Genomic DNA, 15740 nt, shown 5'->3' with positions numbered 1-15740 from the left:
GCGGCGGCCGCAGACTTGCGCGCGAACGCGGCTGCGCGCGCGAAGATGTGCCGATGGAGCCGAGACGGCAGCGGTGCGAGGCGTGCGGGGTGGAGTTCGGCTGCGGCGCCGACGTCGGCCGCTGCTGGTGCGACCAGGTCGACCTCGACGCCGCCGCGCTCGCGCGCCTGCGCGCGAGCTATGACCGCTGCCTCTGCCCCGGCTGCCTGCGCGCCGCGGCGGGGCTGCTGCCGCTGACGCGGGTGCCGGGGCGCGGCATGCGGGCGCTGTAGGGGGGGCGAACTTCCGGACGCCGCGCCCTCAGGCCCGGCGTGGCTGGTCGCGCGGAGCGCATCGACGAGATCGCAGGGACGCTGCGCGACCGGCTCGTGCGCGCGGCCGCCGACGAGGCGCTGCGGCCGGCCGCCGCGCGGATCGACGAGCTGGTCGAGCGCGAGGCGGCGCTGCTCAGCGAGGAGGAGCGGGCCGAGCTGCGCCGGCGCGTCTCCGAGCGGGCCTTCGGGCTCGGGCCGCTGGAGCCGCTGCTGGCCGACCCGGCCGTCGACGAGGTGATGGTCAACGGGCCGGGGCGGGTGTGGGTCGAGCGCGGCGGGCGGATCGAGCCCAGCGACGTCGCGTTCGGCTCGGTCGAGGAGCTGCGCCACGCGATCGAGCGGATCCTCGCGCCGCTCGGCCGGCGGGTCGACGAGGCCTCGCCGCTGTGCGACGCGCGCCTGCCGGACGGGTCGCGCGTCAACGTCGTGATCCCGCCGCTGGCGCTCGACGGGCCGGTGCTGACGATCCGACGCTTCCGGCGCCGCGGCTTCGGCCCCGACGACCTCGTCGCCGCCGGCACGATCGACCGGCCGCTCCACGACCTCCTGCGCGCGTGCGTGCGGGCGCGGCTGACGATCCTGGTGAGCGGCGGGACGGGCTCGGGCAAGACGACGACGCTCGGGGCGCTGTCGAGCTTCATCCCCGACGGCGAGCGGATCGTCACGATCGAGGACGCGGCCGAGCTGCGCCTGCGCCAGCCGCATGTCGTGCGGCTGGAGGCGCGGCCGGCGTCGCTGGAGGGGCGCGGCGAGGTGACGATCCGCCGGCTGGTCCGCAACGCGCTGCGGATGCGCCCCGACCGGATCGTCGTCGGCGAGGTCCGCGGCGGGGAGGCGCTCGACATGCTCGGGGCGATGTCCTCCGGCCACGACGGATCGCTCTCGACCGTCCACGCGGGCTCGGCGGAGGAGGCGCTGCGCCGCGTCGAGACGCTCGCGCTGATGGCCGACGTCGCGTTGCCGCACAGCGCCGTGCGCGAGCAGGTCGCGGGCGCGATCGACCTCGTCGTCCACCAGCGGCGCGAGCCCGACGGCGCCCGCCGCGTCGTCAGCGTCTGCGAGGTCGTGCGCGCGGCCGGCGGGGTCGGCACGCGCGAGCTGTACGCCCGGCGCGACGGACGCCCGCTGTGGCGCGCGCCGCTGCCCGCGACGCTGGCCGCGCGCCTCGCGGCGGCCGGGGAGGGCGTCGGCGCGCGCGGCGGCGCGCTCGGGCGGGCGCGGTGAGCGGCCGGCGCGGGGCGTGCCCGCGGGGGCGGGGTGCCGGGCGGCGCGGGGTGCCGTCGCCAGGGCGGGCTGCAGGGCGGCGCGGGGTGCGGGCGCGGGGGCGGGGTGCCGGGCGGCGCGCGGGGCTCGCTCGGCGCGGCGCTGCTGCGAGCGGGATTGGGGAGCGGCGGTGAGCGCGGCGCCGTTGGCGGGACTGGCGGCGGCGGTCGCGGTGCTGGCGCTGTGGGAGGCGCTGGCGGCGATCGAGGGGCGCGTGCCGGCTGACGGGCTGGCGCGGCTGCTGCGGCCGCTCGCCCGCGCCGGGCGCGACGGGCGTGAGCCGACGCCGCCGGAGCGCCGCCGGCTCGCGCTCGTCGGGACCGCGACGCTGTGCGCAGGCGGATGGCTCGTCGGCGGACCGCTCGCGGCGCTCGTCGCAGGCGCCGGCGGGCCGATCGGCGCCGGGCTGCTGCTGCGCCGGCGCCGGCAGCGCTATCGCGCGGAGCTGGAGCGGGCCGCGCCGGCGGTCGCGCGGTCGCTCGCCGACGCGCTCGGCGCCGGGCACGCCGTCAGCGGCGCGCTCGTCGAGACGGCGCGCGGGCTGGAGGGTGCGGCGCGCACGGAGCTCGACGGCGCCGCCGCGGCGATCGCCGTCGGCGAGCCGGTCGACGCGGTGCTGGAGCGGCTGCGCGCGCGGGCCGGCGGGCAGGCGTGGGACACGCTCGTCGGGGCGATCCTGCTGCAGCGCGAGGCGGGCGGCGACCTCGCGACGCTCCTGCGGGAGCTCGCCGGCGCGCAGGAGGAGGCGCAGCGGCTGCTCGACGACGCCCGCGCCGCGACCGCTCAAGCCCGCTTCACCGGCGGCGTCGTGACGGTCCTCCCGGCCGGCGCCGCCGCGCTCGCGGAGTTGGCGAGCCCGGGTGCGCTGGCGGCGGTCGCGGCGCTGCCGCTCGCCGCCTGGCTCGCCGGCTTCGCGCTGTTCCTGCAGGCGATCGCCCTCGTCGCGATCCGCCGCCTGTCGCGAGTGCGCGCGTGAGCGGGGCGGCGGTGGTGGCGGCGCTCGCGGGGCTGCTGACGGCGGTGGCGCTGGTCGAGCTGGCGGCGGCGCGGGGCGAGCGCGCCGGGGCGAGGCAGGCGGCAGGTCGGCACGCGGACGAGGCCGCGGGGAGCGGCGCCGGGCGGCTGCGGGAGCGACTGCTCGCGCTGCTCGCCCGGCTCGGGCGGCAGGCCGGGGCGCCGGCGGCGCCGCGCGACCTCGCCGAACGGCTGGTCGCCGCGGGCGAGCCGTTCGGCATGACCGCCGGCGACGCGATGGCGGTCAAGGGCGGCGCCGCGCTCGCAGGTGTCTCGGCGGCGGTGCCGCTCGGTCCGCTGCTGCCCGGCCGGCTCGGGCTGCTCGTCGCGCTCGCGCTGCCGGCCGGGGCGTTTCTCGCGCTCGACCTCTGGCTGATGCGCCGCGCGCGCCGGCGCGGGCAGGAGATGGAGCGTGAGCTTCCCGACCTGCTCGACCTGCTGCGGGTCGCGGTCGGCGCGGGGCTGCCGCTGGAGCGCGCGCTCGGCGACATCGGCCGGCGCACCGGCGGGCTGCTCGCGCGCGAGTGGCGGACCTTCGCCGCGCAGGTCGAGCTGGGGCTGCCGCGCGAGCGGGCGCTGGAGCTGCTCGGCCGCCGCTGTCCGAGCGTCCGGGTCGCGGTGCTCGTCCGCAGCCTCGAGCGGGCGGCCCGCCACGGCGCGCCGCTTGGCGAGACGCTGTCGGCGCAGGCGCGCGAGGCCCGCGCCGCCGACGCCCGCCGCCTCGACGAGCGCGCCGCCCGCGCCGCGCCGAAGATCCAGCTCGTCGTCGCGCTGCTGCTGGTCCCGTCGGTCCTCCTGCTCGTCGGCGCCGCGATGCTCGCCGCGTTCACCGGGTAGCCGGCGGCCGCAGCGTGACCGCGTGGCACGGGTCCGCGAGGCAGCGCCGTCGGAGGGGCGCGGTACGGTCCTGGCGATGATCGCCGCACGCTTCTCGCCTGAGGACCTCCGCCATCCGATCGTCCAGGCGCCGCTCGCCGGCGGGCCGTCGACCGCGGCGCTGGCGGCGGCCGTCTCGAAGGCCGGCGGGCTCGGCTTCCTCGCCGCGGGCTACAAGGATCCGGCGGCGGTCGCCGAGGAGATCGCGGCGGTCCGCGCGGCGACGGCGGAGCCGTTCGGCGTCAACCTCTTCGCGCCGCCGGCGGAGGCGGCGACGCCGACGGTCGTCGCGCGCTACGCGGCGATCGTCCAGGCCGAGGCCGAGCGGCACGGCGCGGACGCCGGGACGCCGCGCCACGACGACGACCGCTGGTCGGAGAAGCTCGCGCTGCTGCTGGAGCGGCGGCCGGCGGTCGTCTCGTTCACCTTCGGACTCCCCGACGCCGCGACCGTCGGCGCGCTGCAGCGGGCGGGCTGCGCCGTGTGGGTGACGGTCACGACGCCGAAGGAGGCGCGCGCGGCCGCGGCGCTCGGCGTCGACGCGCTCGCCGTCCAGGGCGTCGAGGCGGGCGGACATCGCGGCGGGTTCGACGACGGCGCGCCCGGCGACATCGGCCTGCTCGCGCTGCTGCAGCTCGTGGCGGCGGCGGTCGAGCTGCCGCTCGTCGCGGCCGGCGGCGTGATGACGGGCGCCGGCGTCGCCGCGGCGCTCGCGGCCGGCGCCGGCGCCGTCCAGCTCGGCAGCGCCTTCATGCTGACGCCAGAGGCCGGCACCTCCGCGCCCCACCGGGCCGCGCTCGCCGCGCCCGGCGACACCGCGTTGACGCGTGCCTTCAGCGGGCGTGCCGCGCGCGGGATCGTCAACCGCTTCCTGCGCGAGCACTCGGCCGACGCCCCGCGCGCCTACCCCGAGGTCCACCATCTCACCGCGCCGCTGCGCGCCGCGGCCCGCGCGCGGGGCGACGCCGAGGTGCTGAACCTGTGGGCCGGGCAGGCGCACGAGCTGGCGCGTTCCGAGCCCGCCGCCGAGCTGGTCCGCCGCCTCGCCGACGAGGCCCGCGCCGCCCTGCGCGCGGCGGCCGCGCAGGTCGGCGCGTAGCCGCCGACGCCGTCCCACTTCGGCACACCGTCCGGACGGATTCCGCCCCACGGCGCCCCACCGCTGCAAGAACGCGCCCAGGATCGCCGGATGCAACGGGCGATGCGTCATCCGTCCAGCAGCCCTCCCACTTCGCCCCACCGCGAAAAGTCCTGCTCAGAAGGGCTTTCTTCGCCGACGGCGAACTCAGGACCATGAGAGGTGGGGGAAAGGGTGGGGGTTGGGTTGCAAAGTGGGAGAGAGTGGGTTAGCTTGCTGCGCACACGGACCGGGGTGGCAGGGCTCCTCCCACCCAGCCACCCCGGTTCGGACCTTCTTCAGGCGATGACCCTTGACGTTTCGCGGCACCTTCGACCTCACGCTCGACGCGAAGAATCGGCTGACGGTGCCGACGCGGTACCGCGCCGCCTTCGCCGAGGGGATCGTGCTGGCGGCCGGGCTCGAGGACTGCGTCGCGATCTGGCGGCCCGAGGACTACGACGCGTGGACCGCCTCCGCGCTGGAGGGGCACAGCCCGCTCTCGCCGGAGTTCCGCAAGCTCAAGCGCCACTTCACGGCGAACTCGCATCCGACCGAGCTGGACGGCGCGGGGCGTGTGATGGTGCCGAGATTCCTGCTCGACTCCGGGAAGCTCACGAAGGACGTGAGCGTCGTGGGGGCGGGCGAGTGCCTCGAGATCTGGGACCGCGCCGGCTGGGCGGCGTACAACGGCGAGGTGCTGGAGAACGTGTCCGACATCGCCGCGGGCCTGCAGTCGTCCGCGGGCTGAGCTAAACCGCGCTTTCCATAACCAAGTGGCCACACTCCTTGACATGACCGGCATCCACATCCCCGTCCTCGCCGGGGAGCTGATCGAGCTGCTCGACCTGCAGCCCGGCGACGTCGCGGTCGACTGCACGCTCGGCGGCGGCGGTCACGCGCGGCTCGTCGCCGACCGCATCGGCCCGGCCGGCACGCTGATCGGCATCGACCGCGACCCGCTCGCGGAGGAGCGCTTCGCGGAGCTGGCCGCCGAGGTCCCGTGCGCCACCCGCTTCATCCGCGCCGACTTCGCGCAGGGACTGGAGCAGCTGCGCGACGAGGGAGTCGCGGCCGACCACGTCTACATGGACCTGGGCATGTCGTCGATGCAGGTCGACACCTGGGAGCGCGGCTTCTCCTACGCCTACGAGGCGCCGCTCGACATGCGGATGGATCCCGACCAGGTGCTGACCGCCCACGTCGTCGTCAACGAGTGGGACGAGCGCCAGCTCGCCCGCCTGCTGAAGGAGTACGGCGAGGAGCGCTACGCGAGCAGAATCGCCCGCGCGATCGCGCGCGCCCGCGCGCAGGCGCCGATCGAGACGACGCAGGCGCTCGTCGAGGTCGTCAAGTCGGCGATCCCGATCCCGGCACAGTTCGCCGGCGGCCATCCCGCCAAGCGGACCTTCCAGGCGATCCGCATCGCCGTCAACGAGGAGCTCGACCAGGTCGACCGCGCCCTCCCGGTCGCGTGGGACGTGCTGCGCGTCGGCGGCAAGCTCGCCGCGATCACCTTCCACTCGCTCGAGGACCGGCGCGTGAAGCGCTTCCTCGCCGACCGCGCGCGCGGCTGCGTCTGCCCTCCCGACCTGCCGATCTGCGTCTGCGGCCGCACCCCCGAGGGCGAGCTGCTGACCCGCCGCGCGATCGCGCCGACCCCCGGCGAGGTCGCTCACAACCCGCGCGCCAAGTCGGCCCACCTGCGCGGCGCGCAGAAGCTGGAGGGGCGCGCGTGACGCCCGCCCCCGCGACCGCGGCCGCCCGCCGCCGCGCCGGCGGCGCCGGCCACGGCGGCAGACGCCGGGCGCCCGGCGCGCCGGCCCGCCGCGTCTCCGGACCGGCCGCCCCGGCGCAGCAGGAGCGCGCGACCGGCTTCCAGCCGGCGGCGTCGAGCCGCGCGACCGGCCTGCACGAGCGGGTCGCCGCCGCCCAGGCCGCGCAGGCCGCCCCGAAGCAGCGCCGCGCCAAGCGCGTCGAGCTGCCGCCCGCGCCGCGCACGGCCCCGGGCCGCGAGAGCGGGGGAGCGCCCGCGCCGCGCGCCTCCGCGCCGAGCCGTCCCGCCGTGCCGAAGCGCGCTGCCGCGTCCGCACGCGCCGCGAGCTCCCGCGCCGCGAGCGCCGGCACCGGTCGCGCCGCCGCTTCGGCCCGTGCCGCATCCGCCCGCGCCGCCGGCATCGGCGCCGGTCGCGCCGCCGCGTCCGCTCGCGCGGCGAGCGCGGGGGCCGGGCGCGCCGCCGCGTCGGCCCGCCGCATCTCCGGCCCGCTCGCCGGGCGCGTCGCCGCGGCCGCGTCGGCGGCCGCCGCGCTGCCGCTGCGCGAGAGCGCGCCGGCGCCCGTGCGCCCCGTTCGCCGCCCCGCGCCCGCGCCCGCACCGAGGCAGGCCAGCCGTCCCGACCTGCCGCTCGGCGCCCGCTTCGTCGCGTGGGTGCGGGCGCTGCCCGACCACCGTCTGCTCGAGCGCCTGATCGGCGGCCGCCTGTGGATCGTGCTCGTCGGCACACTGCTCGTCGGCCTCGTCACGCTGCAGCTGTCGCTGCTGAGACTGAACGCCGGGATCGGCGCCGCGGTCGAGCAGAGCGCCAGGCTGCAGGAGCAGAACCAGGCGATGCGGTCGGACATCTCGCGGCTCTCCAGCACCGAGCGGATCACCGCCGCCGCGGCGCAGATGGGCCTCGTGATGCCGCCGCAGGGCTCGCCGCGCTTCATCCAGGCGCGCCGCGACGACGCACGGACCGCGCTGCACACGATGCGCGTCCCCGACGCGCCCGAGACGGTGACCGCCAGCGCGCTCGCCGGCGGCGCCGCGACCGGCGCCACCGGCGACGGCGGCGCCGCGACCTCGACCGACGGCGGCACGACGACGAGCGGCGCGAGCGCCGACGCGACCGACTCGACCGGGACAGTCGCGACGGGCACGAGCGACGGCGCGACCAGCGGCGCCGGCACCACCGGCACGGCGACCGGCACGACCGGAGCCGCCACCGGCGCCACCGGCGCCACCGGCGCGACGCCCGACACGGGCGCCGCCACGACCGGCAGCGGCTCGACCGGCATGTCCGACACGACCGCGACCGGCACCGGCGGCACCGCCACCGGCGCCACCGGGACGACCGGCACGACCTCCGACAGCGCGTCGACCGATCCGGCTACCACCGGCGGCGGCGCGAGCGCGCCGACCGCGTGAGGCCGTCCATGCCGAGCCTGACCGACCGGCGCATCGGCTTCCTCTTCCTGATCTTCGTGCTCGCGCTCGGCGCGGCGTTCGTCCGCGCCGGCTGGCTCGGCGCGGTCAAGGCGCCGGCGCTGAAGCAGGCGGCCGCCACCCAGCAGGTGCAGACGCTCGAGCTGCCCGCGCCGCGCGGCGCGATCACCGACCGCCGCGGCAGCTACCTCGCCGTCTCGGAGGCGGCGAGCGACATCTCGGCGACGCCGTACCTGATCAGAGAGCCGCTCAGAACGGCCAACGCGCTCGCGCCGCTGCTCGGCGTGCAGCCGGAGGAGATCCTCAGAAAGCTCGACACCAGGTCGGGCTTCGTCTACCTCGCGCGGCGCCTCCCCGCCGAGCAGGCCAACAAGGTCAAGAAGCTCGGGATCGAGGGGATCGCGCTCACCGCCAGCTCGCTGCGGACCTATCCGCGCGGCTGGTCGGCCTCGCAGGTGCTCGGCTCGGCGAGCGAGGAGCCCGGCGGCGGCACCGGCCTCGAGTACGGCCAGGACAGGATCCTGCGCGGCCAGGACGGCGTGCAGCGGATCGTCAACGACGCGCTCGGCCAGCCGATCTCGATCAAGGACGTGTCGCCGACCGTCCCGGGCAGGGACATCAGACTGACGCTCGACGCGGCGCTGCAGGACAAGGTCGAGTCGGTGTTGGAGGGCGTCGGCCAGCTGTGGCGTCCGGTCAGAGGCGCGACCGCGATCGTGATGAACCCGCAGACGAGCGAGATCCTCGCGCTCGCGAACTGGCCGCGCGTCGACGCCAACAACCCCGGCGGCGCGCCGGCCTGGGCGAACGCCAACCGCGCGGTCGGCATCACCTACGAGCCCGGCTCGACCTTCAAGGCGTTCACGGTCGCCGGCGCGCTCGAGGACGGCACGGCGACACCCGACAAGACCTACCACCTGCCGGTCGAGCTGCCGGTCGCCGACCGCATACTCCACGACGACCACCCGCGCGGGGAGGAGACGGCGAGCGTCGCGCAGATCATCGCCGAGTCGAGCAATATCGGCACGGTCAAGGTCGCGCTCGACATGGGCGCGAGACGGTTCAGCCAGTGGGTCGACAGATTCGGCTTCGGCAGACCGACCGGCGTCGCGCTTCCCGGCGAGGAGCAGGGGATCGTGCCGACCTACGACGACTACTCCGGCTCCTCGATCGCCAACCTGCCGATCGGCCAGGGCGCGGCCGTCACGCCGATGCAGATGATGCAGGCGTACGCGGCGGTCGCCAACGGCGGCATCCTCCGCACGCCGCGCCTGATCGACGAGGTCGGCGGGGTCAGACGGCCGCTCGACCCCGGCAGACGAGTGATCTCGCGCCAGACGGCGGCCGAGGTGCGCGAGATGCTGAGGGGCGTGCTGGCGGCCGGCGGCACGGCCGCGGAGGCCGAGATCCCCGGCTACGACCTCGCCGGCAAGACCGGCACCGCCAACAAGGTCGACGCCAGAACGGGCGAGTACTCGAGATCGCGCTACATCGCCTCGTTCATGGGCTTCGCGCCGGCCAGCGACCCGAAGCTGCTGATCGCGGTCGTCGTCGACGAGCCGCAGGGCTCGATCTACGGCGGGCAGGTCGCCGCGCCGGCCTTCCAGAAGATCGCGGCGTGGGCGCTGCCGTACTTCGGCGTCAGACCGAATTGACCGGGGCCGGCAGGGGAGCGGTCGGGTCGGCTGGGTACACTCGTCGCCCGATGAAGCTGCTGGACGTGATGGCCAGCGCCGCAGATGCCTCCGCGCTCGCCACCGCCGCCGGTGAGACCGAGGTCACCGCGCTCGCCTACGACAATCGGACGGTCCAGCCGGGAACGCTCTTCTTCTGCGTGCCCGGCTTCACGCGCGACGGGCACGACTTCGCGCCCGACGCCGTCGCACGCGGCGCGTCGGCGCTCGTCGTCGAGCGGCCGCTCGGGCTCGGCGTTCCGGAGGTGCGGGTCGCGTCGGTCCGCGCCGCGATGGCGCCGGCCGCGGCCGCCTTCTACGGCCGCCCCAGCGAGGCGCTGGACGTCGTCGGCGTCACCGGCACCAACGGCAAGACGACGACCGCCTTCCTCGTCCGCGGCCTGCTCGAGGCCGCCGGCCGCCAGACCGGCCTGCTCGGCACCGTCACCTCGATCGTCGGCGGCGAGGAGCACGACGTGACGCGCACGACCGCCGAGGCGATCGAGCTGCAGCGCGACTTCCGCGCGATGGTCGACGGCGGCGACGTCGCCGCCGCGATCGAGGTCTCCTCGCACGCGCTGAGACTCCACCGCGCCGACGCGGTCCGCCATGCCGCCGCGATCTTCACCAACCTGACGCAGGACCACCTGGACTTCCACCCGACGATGGACGACTACTACGCCGCCAAGCGGCAGCTGTTCCTGCCAGCCCACGGGGAGCGCCCGGGCGTCGCGGTCGTCAACGTCGACGATCCCTGGGGCGCCAGGCTGGCCGACGAGATCCGCGCCGCCGACGCGCCGCTGGTGACGATCGCGATCGACGCCGACGCCGACTACCGCGCGAGCGACGTGGCGACCGGGCTGACCGGCTCGACCTTCACCGCGCGGACGCCCGAGGGCCCGCTGGAGCTGCGCACGCCGCTGCCCGGCCGCTTCAACGTCGAGAACGTGCTCGGCGCCGTCGCCGCCGTCCGCGCGCTCGGCGTCCCGCTCGCCGAGATCGCCGCTGCGCTGCCGACCGCCGGCCGCGTCCCCGGTCGCTTCGAGCCGGTCGACGAGGGGCAGCCGTTCGCCGTGCTGGTCGACTACGCCCACACGCCCGACTCGCTCGACAACGTGCTGAGAGCGGCCCGCGGCCTGACCGAGGGGCGCGTGCTGTGCGTCTTCGGCTGCGGCGGCGACCGCGATCGCGGCAAGCGCCCGCTGATGGGGGGGATCGCGGCCCGTCTCGCCGACGAGGCGTACGTGACTTCAGACAACCCCCGCTCCGAGCCGCCCGAGCAGATCCTGCGCGACGTCGTGGAGGGGACCGGCACCGGCCCCCACGTCCACGTCGAGGTCGACCGCCGCCGGTCGATCTTCGACGCCGTCGCCGCGGCCCGTCCCGGCGACGTCGTCGTGATCGCCGGCAAGGGCCACGAGCAGGGCCAGGAGTTCGCCAACGGCGAGAAGCTCCCGTTCGACGACGTGACCGTCGCCCGCGAGGCGCTGCGCGCCCGCGGCGCCGGCGGCAGCGGCACCCCGTCGAGCACCGGCGCGGGCAAGGCGGCGTAGCGAGATGGGACGGATCCTGATCGCGGGGACCGCCTCGCTGCTGCTCTGCATCTTCCTCAGCCCGCGCTTCATCGCCTTCATCCGCGAGCGCGAGTTCGGCCAGCACATCCGCGAGGAGGGGCCGGAGGGCCACCATTCGAAGGCCGGCACGCCGACGATGGGCGGGATCATCATCTTCGCCGCCGTCTCGATCCCGTTCCTGATCCTGACGAACTACGACTGGCTCGCGATCGGCGTCTTCGGGACGGCGATCGCCTGCGCGCTGATCGGCTTCGTCGACGACTACACGAAGGTGATCCACAAGCGCTCGCTCGGCGTCAGAGGACGCACGAAGCTGATCCTGACGATCGTGATCTCGATCGGGCTGTGGCTGATCGCGACGAGAGGCGCCGGACTGCAGCCGACGCTGCGGCTGCGGGTCGTCGACGCCCAGATCGACCTCGGGATCTTCTATCCCGTCTTCATCTACCTCGTCGTCGCCGGCACGACCTCGGGCGTCAACCTGACCGACGGGCTCGACGGCCTCGCCGCCGGCTGCGCCGCGATCGTCCTGCTCGCCTTCATCGGCATCACCTACATCACGACCGGGCAGCAGGAGCTGAGCCTGCTCGCCGCCTGCCTCGTCGGGGCATGCGTCGGCTTCCTCTGGTTCAACTCCTTCCCGGCGAACATCTTCATGGGCGACACCGGCTCGCTCGGCCTCGGCGGCGCGATCGCCGGCCTCGCGGTGATGACGAAGACCGAGATCCTGCTCGTGATCCTTGGCGGGATCTTCGTGATCGAGACGCTCTCGGTCGCGATCCAGGTGTTCGCCTTCCAGACCTTCAGGAGACGGGTCTTCCTGATGGCGCCGATCCACCACCACTTCGAGCTGCGCGGCTGGTCGGAGACGAAGATCATCCTGCGCTTCTGGATCATCGCGGCGGTCTGCTCGGCGATCGGCTTCACGATCTACCAGCAGAGCATCCGGTGAGCGCCCGGCCGGCACTGCCGGACGGTCCCTTCCTGGTCGTCGGCCTCGCACGCTCCGGGATCGCCGCGGCGCTGCTGCTGCACGGCCGCGGCGCCGCCGTGATCGGCGTCGACGCCGGCTCGCCGGAGGTGGAAAGGCTTCGCGCGGCCGGCGTCGAAGTGCATGTGGATGACTCGGGAACCGACCTCCTCGACCGCGTCGGCGCGCTCGTCAAGAGCCCCGGCGTGCCAGGGACCGCGCCGGCCGTCGCGCTCGCGCGCGAGCGGGGCCTGCCGGTGCTCGGCGAGGTCGAGCTGGCCTGGCGCCTGCTGCCCAACGACTTCATCGCGGTGACCGGGACCAACGGCAAGACGACGACGACCGAGCTGCTCGGCCACATCCACCGCGAGGCCGGCCTGCCCGTCGCGGTCGCCGGCAACGTCGGCACGCCGGTCGCCTCGCTGGTCGGCGCGCTCGCTCCCGCGACGACGGTCGTCTGCGAGTCGTCGAGCTACCAGCTGGAGGACACGATCGCGTTCGCGCCGGCGGCCGCGGTGCTGCTCAACGTCACGCCCGACCACCTCGACCGCCACGGCACCTTCGAGGCCTACCGCGAGGCGAAGCTGGAGGCCTTCCGGCGCCAGCGCCCGGGCGACGTCGCCGTCGCCCCGACCGACCTCGCGCCGCTGCTGCCCGGCGCGGGGCGGCGCGTCACCTTCGGCCTCGCCGCGGACGGCGCGACCGTCGCGCTCCACGACGACGGGACGATCACGTGGGAGGGGGAGCCGCTGATCGCCGCCGCCGAGATCGGGATCCCCGGCCCGCACAACCGCGAGAACGCGATGGCCGCCGCCGCCGTCGCGCTGGCGCGCGGGATCGACCGCGACGCGGTCCGCGCCGGCCTGCGCAGCTTCGGCGGCGTCGCCCACCGGCTGGAGCCGATCCGCGAGCGCGACGGCGTCGCCTACGTCAACGACTCGAAGGCGACCAACGTCGACGCCACGGCCGTCGCGCTGCGCTCGTACCCGCCGGGGAGCGTCCGCCTGATCGCCGGCGGGGTGACGAAGGCGCAGGAGTTCTCGCCGCTGGTCGCGCTGGTCGCCGAGCGCTGCGCGTCGGTCCACCTGATCGGAGAGGGCGCCGCCGAGATCGCCGCCGCGCTCGAGCCGGCCGGCGTGCCGCTGCACGACGACGGCGACATGGAGCACGCGGTCGCGGCGGCCGGCGCCGCCGCGCGGCCGGGCCAGGTCGTGCTGCTGTCGCCGGCCTGCGCCAGCTTCGACCAGTACGCGAACTTCGAGGCGCGCGGCGACCACTTCCGGCGACTGGCCCAGGAGGCCTGAGCGGTGCTCGGCATCGCCCGCGGCCCGCGTGCGAGGCGCCGGGACCGCGTCCCGACGCAGCCGCGCCCGATCGAGCACCGCGTGCTCATCACCGCGACGCTCTGCCTGATAGCGATCGGCGCGGTGATGGTCTACAGCGCCTCCTCGGCGCGCAACCTGCTCGCCGGCGCCGGCGACGGCACGACCTACCTCGTCCGCTACGTCGGGCTGGGGCTGATCGCGCTGGCGGCGATGCACGTGATGTCGCGCCACGGCGTCGAGCTGCTGAGACGGTTCACGCCGCTGCTGCTGATCGGCTCGTTCGCCGCGCTCGTGCTCGTGCTGATCCCGGGCGTCGGCACCGAGGTCAACGGCGCCCGCTCGTGGCTGGGGCCGGGCCTCTTCTCGCCGCAGCCCTCCGAGTTCATGAAGTTGGCGCTGATCCTCTACATGGCGCAGGTGCTCGCCAGCCGGCCCCGCCAGCTGGAGACGTTCAGAGGGATGATGAGCCCGGTCGGGCTGGTCGCCGGCGGCGCCTGCCTGCTCGTGATCGTCCAGCCCGACACCGGCACGACGCTCGTGATCGTCGCGATCGTCGCCTCGGTGCTGATCGTCGCCGGCGTGCCGATGAAGTACCTTGGCTATTGCGCCGGGATCGGACTCGTGCTGCTGATCTTCCTGATCCTGCTGCAGCCCTACCAGCAGGAGCGCATGACCTCGTTCCTCGACCCGTGGGCCGACAAGGGCGGCAGCGGCTTCCAGTCGGTGCAGGGCCAGATCGCGCTCGGCTCGGGCGGCTTCTTCGGGGTCGGGATCGGCCAGTCGGTGCAGAAGGTCTTCTATCTGCCGGAGGCCCACACCGACTTCATCCTCGCCGTCATCGGCGAGGAGCTCGGCCTGCTCGGCGTGACCGTCGTGATCGCGCTGTTCGGCCTGATCGTCTGGTCAGGGCTGCGGATCGCGCGGAGCGCGAGCGACCGATATGCAAAGCTGCTGGCGACCGGCCTCACGGCCCTCATCTCATGCCAGGCGATCCTCAACATCTTCGTCGTGCTCGGAATGGCGCCGCTGACCGGCGTGCCGCTGCCGTTCGTCTCGTACGGGCCGACCAACCTGATCGTGATCCTGACCGCGGTCGGGCTGCTGCTGAACCTCGCCGACCGCAACCGCGCATACGTGCGGCTGGTCGATCCGGAACGCCGTCCGACCACCTCCGCGCAGCGTGACCGCGCCAGCGCGGATCGTGATCGCCGCCGGCGGGACGGCGGGCCACGTGGTGCCGGCGCTGGCAGTCGCCGACGCGCTGCGGGCTGACGGCTGCGAGGTCGTCTTCGTCGGCGGCGAGCGGGCCGAGCGCGAGCTGGTCCCGGCGGCCGGCTACGAGCTGCGCACGATCGCCGTCGAGGGGATCAGCCGCACCAACCCGCTGAAGGCGGCGCGGGCGGTCGGCAAGGCGGTCGGCGGCGCCGTCGCGGCGCGCAGGATCCTGAAGCAGCTGAAGCCCGACGCCGTGATGGGCGGGGGCGGCTACGTCGCCGGCACGGTCGGGGCGGCCGCCGCGGCGCTGCGGATCCCGCTCGTGCTGACCGAGGCCGACAGCCATCTCGGCATCTCCAACAAGCTGCTCGCCCGCTTCGCCCGGCGCCTCTGCCTCGCCTTCCCGCTAGACGGCCGCGACGGCGGGAAGTACCTCGTCACCGGCCGCCCGGTCCCGCCGCCGGCGAGCGACCTCGCCGCCGCGCGCGAGCGGTTCGGGATCGCGGAGGGCGAGACGGTCGTGCTCGTCTTCGGCGGCTCGCTCGGCGCCCGCTCGATCAACACCGCCGCGCTGGAGGCGTTCGCGACGCCGCCGGCGGCCGGCGCGCGGATCCTCCACGCCGCCGGCAAGCGCGACTACGACAGACTCTCGGCGCCCGGCGACCACTACGACCTGCGCCCCTACATCGACCGCTTCGGCGAGGCGCTGCTCGTCTCCGACCTCGTCGTCGCCCGCTCGGGCGGCTCGATCTTCGAGGTCGCCGCCCACGGCAAGCCGGCGATCCTGATCCCCTATCCGCACGCCGCGGCCGACCACCAGACCGCCAACGCCCGCTGGATGGAGCGCCACGGCGCCGCCGTGATCGTGCCCGACGGCGAGCTGACCGCCGAGCGGCTCGGCGCCGAGGTCGGCGCGCTGCTCGCCGACCGCGATCGGCTGGCGACGATGGCCGCCGCCTCCGCCGCGCTCGCCCGCCCCGACGCCGCCGAGGCGATCGCCGCCGAGCTGCTGGCGGCTGCCGGGCGCGCGCCGGCGCCCGGCGCCTGAGCGCCGCTCGCACCGCTCCGCCGGCGGCCGCGGGCCGCGCCGCCGAGCAGCGCGACCCGCGGGCCATCGGCGGGTCGGCGCCGGCCCCGTCCCGCGAGAGGGGGGAAGCAGGGCGAGGCCGCTGCACGACGCGCCGACCCGGGCTG

Annotated in this window: 14 protein-coding genes; all 14 read left to right on the top strand. The window is 75.8% G+C overall.

The features are described from left to right. Positions 1–53 precede the first annotated feature (53 nt). The 14 genes from BDZ31_RS21530 to murG all read left to right on the top strand — a co-directional run bounded on the left by BDZ31_RS21530 (position 54) and on the right by murG (position 15594). Positions 54–272, top strand: a complete 219-nt coding sequence (locus tag BDZ31_RS21530; RefSeq protein ID WP_183345008.1) for a cysteine-rich CWC family protein — start codon at positions 54–56, stop codon at positions 270–272. Positions 273–311: 39 nt separating this feature from the next. Further along, positions 312–1538, top strand: a complete 1227-nt coding sequence (locus BDZ31_RS21525) for an ATPase, T2SS/T4P/T4SS family (protein WP_183345007.1) — start codon at positions 312–314, stop codon at positions 1536–1538. A 169-nt stretch (positions 1539–1707) separates the two neighbouring features. Then, a complete protein-coding gene (locus tag BDZ31_RS21520) occupies positions 1708–2553 on the top strand; it encodes a type II secretion system F family protein (protein ID WP_183345006.1) in 846 nt (281 codons plus the stop codon). Next, positions 2550–3428 (top strand): type II secretion system F family protein, encoded by an 879-nt coding sequence (locus BDZ31_RS26120; protein ID WP_183345004.1) that lies wholly within the window; start codon positions 2550–2552, stop codon positions 3426–3428. The genes BDZ31_RS21520 and BDZ31_RS26120 overlap by 4 nt, the downstream gene beginning before the upstream one ends. A gap of 76 nt (positions 3429–3504) precedes the next feature. Further along, the gene (locus BDZ31_RS21510) at positions 3505–4566 is read left to right on the top strand and encodes a nitronate monooxygenase (protein WP_183345003.1); all 1062 of its coding nucleotides are present in this window, start codon (positions 3505–3507) and stop codon (positions 4564–4566) included. A gap of 331 nt (positions 4567–4897) precedes the next feature. After that, a complete protein-coding gene (mraZ, locus tag BDZ31_RS21505) occupies positions 4898–5335 on the top strand; it encodes a division/cell wall cluster transcriptional repressor MraZ (RefSeq protein WP_183345001.1) in 438 nt (145 codons plus the stop codon). A gap of 43 nt (positions 5336–5378) precedes the next feature. Further along, on the top strand, positions 5379–6323 hold the full coding sequence (gene rsmH / locus BDZ31_RS21500; protein WP_183344998.1) for a 16S rRNA (cytosine(1402)-N(4))-methyltransferase RsmH: 945 nt from the start codon (positions 5379–5381) through the stop codon (positions 6321–6323). Further along, complete coding sequence (locus BDZ31_RS21495) at positions 6320–7771, top strand: FtsB/FtsL family cell division protein (RefSeq protein ID WP_183344996.1); 1452 nt, start codon at positions 6320–6322, stop codon at positions 7769–7771. Before rsmH ends, BDZ31_RS21495 begins: the two co-directional genes overlap by 4 nt. An 8-nt stretch (positions 7772–7779) precedes the next feature. Next, a complete protein-coding gene (locus BDZ31_RS21490; protein ID WP_183344994.1) occupies positions 7780–9444 on the top strand; it encodes a peptidoglycan D,D-transpeptidase FtsI family protein in 1665 nt (554 codons plus the stop codon). A 50-nt stretch (positions 9445–9494) separates the two neighbouring features. Further along, a complete protein-coding gene (locus tag BDZ31_RS21485) occupies positions 9495–11015 on the top strand; it encodes a UDP-N-acetylmuramoyl-L-alanyl-D-glutamate--2,6-diaminopimelate ligase (protein ID WP_183344992.1) in 1521 nt (506 codons plus the stop codon). A 4-nt stretch (positions 11016–11019) separates the two neighbouring features. Further along, positions 11020–11988, top strand: a complete 969-nt coding sequence (gene mraY / locus BDZ31_RS21480; protein ID WP_183344990.1) for a phospho-N-acetylmuramoyl-pentapeptide-transferase — start codon at positions 11020–11022, stop codon at positions 11986–11988. Next, the gene (murD, locus tag BDZ31_RS21475) at positions 11985–13310 is read left to right on the top strand and encodes a UDP-N-acetylmuramoyl-L-alanine--D-glutamate ligase (protein WP_183344986.1); all 1326 of its coding nucleotides are present in this window, start codon (positions 11985–11987) and stop codon (positions 13308–13310) included. Before mraY ends, murD begins: the two co-directional genes overlap by 4 nt. Before the next feature lie 81 nt (positions 13311–13391). After that, entirely contained in the window at positions 13392–14603 is a 1212-nt protein-coding gene (gene ftsW, locus BDZ31_RS21470; protein WP_183344984.1) for a putative lipid II flippase FtsW, read from the top strand. Next, positions 14512–15594 carry an undecaprenyldiphospho-muramoylpentapeptide beta-N-acetylglucosaminyltransferase gene (murG, locus tag BDZ31_RS21465; protein WP_183344982.1) on the top strand — a complete coding sequence of 361 codons (1083 nt, stop codon included), beginning with the start codon at positions 14512–14514 and terminating at the stop codon, positions 15592–15594. Before ftsW ends, murG begins: the two co-directional genes overlap by 92 nt. Positions 15595–15740 lie beyond the last annotated feature (146 nt).

Origin of the sequence: Conexibacter arvalis, from assembly GCF_014199525.1 — a bacterium.
GTDB classification, from domain to species: Bacteria; Actinomycetota; Thermoleophilia; order Solirubrobacterales; family Solirubrobacteraceae; genus Conexibacter; species Conexibacter arvalis.
Note: the sequence above shows the minus strand (reverse complement) of the source record. Positions and strands in the feature narration are given on the sequence as shown.

Bases quoted from the DNA above. Each gene is read 5' to 3' on its own strand.
- BDZ31_RS21530 (WP_183345008.1), top strand. From the start codon at position 54: ATGGAGCCGAGACGGCAGCGGTGCGAGGCGTGCGGGGTGGAGTTCGGC.
- BDZ31_RS21510 (WP_183345003.1), top strand. From the start codon at position 3,505: ATGATCGCCGCACGCTTCTCGCCTGAGGACCTCCGCCATCCGATCGTC.
- rsmH (WP_183344998.1), top strand. From the start codon at position 5,379: ATGACCGGCATCCACATCCCCGTCCTCGCCGGGGAGCTGATCGAGCTG.
- BDZ31_RS21490 (WP_183344994.1), top strand. From the start codon at position 7,780: ATGCCGAGCCTGACCGACCGGCGCATCGGCTTCCTCTTCCTGATCTTC.
- BDZ31_RS21485 (WP_183344992.1), top strand. From the start codon at position 9,495: ATGAAGCTGCTGGACGTGATGGCCAGCGCCGCAGATGCCTCCGCGCTC.
- mraY (WP_183344990.1), top strand. From the start codon at position 11,020: ATGGGACGGATCCTGATCGCGGGGACCGCCTCGCTGCTGCTCTGCATC.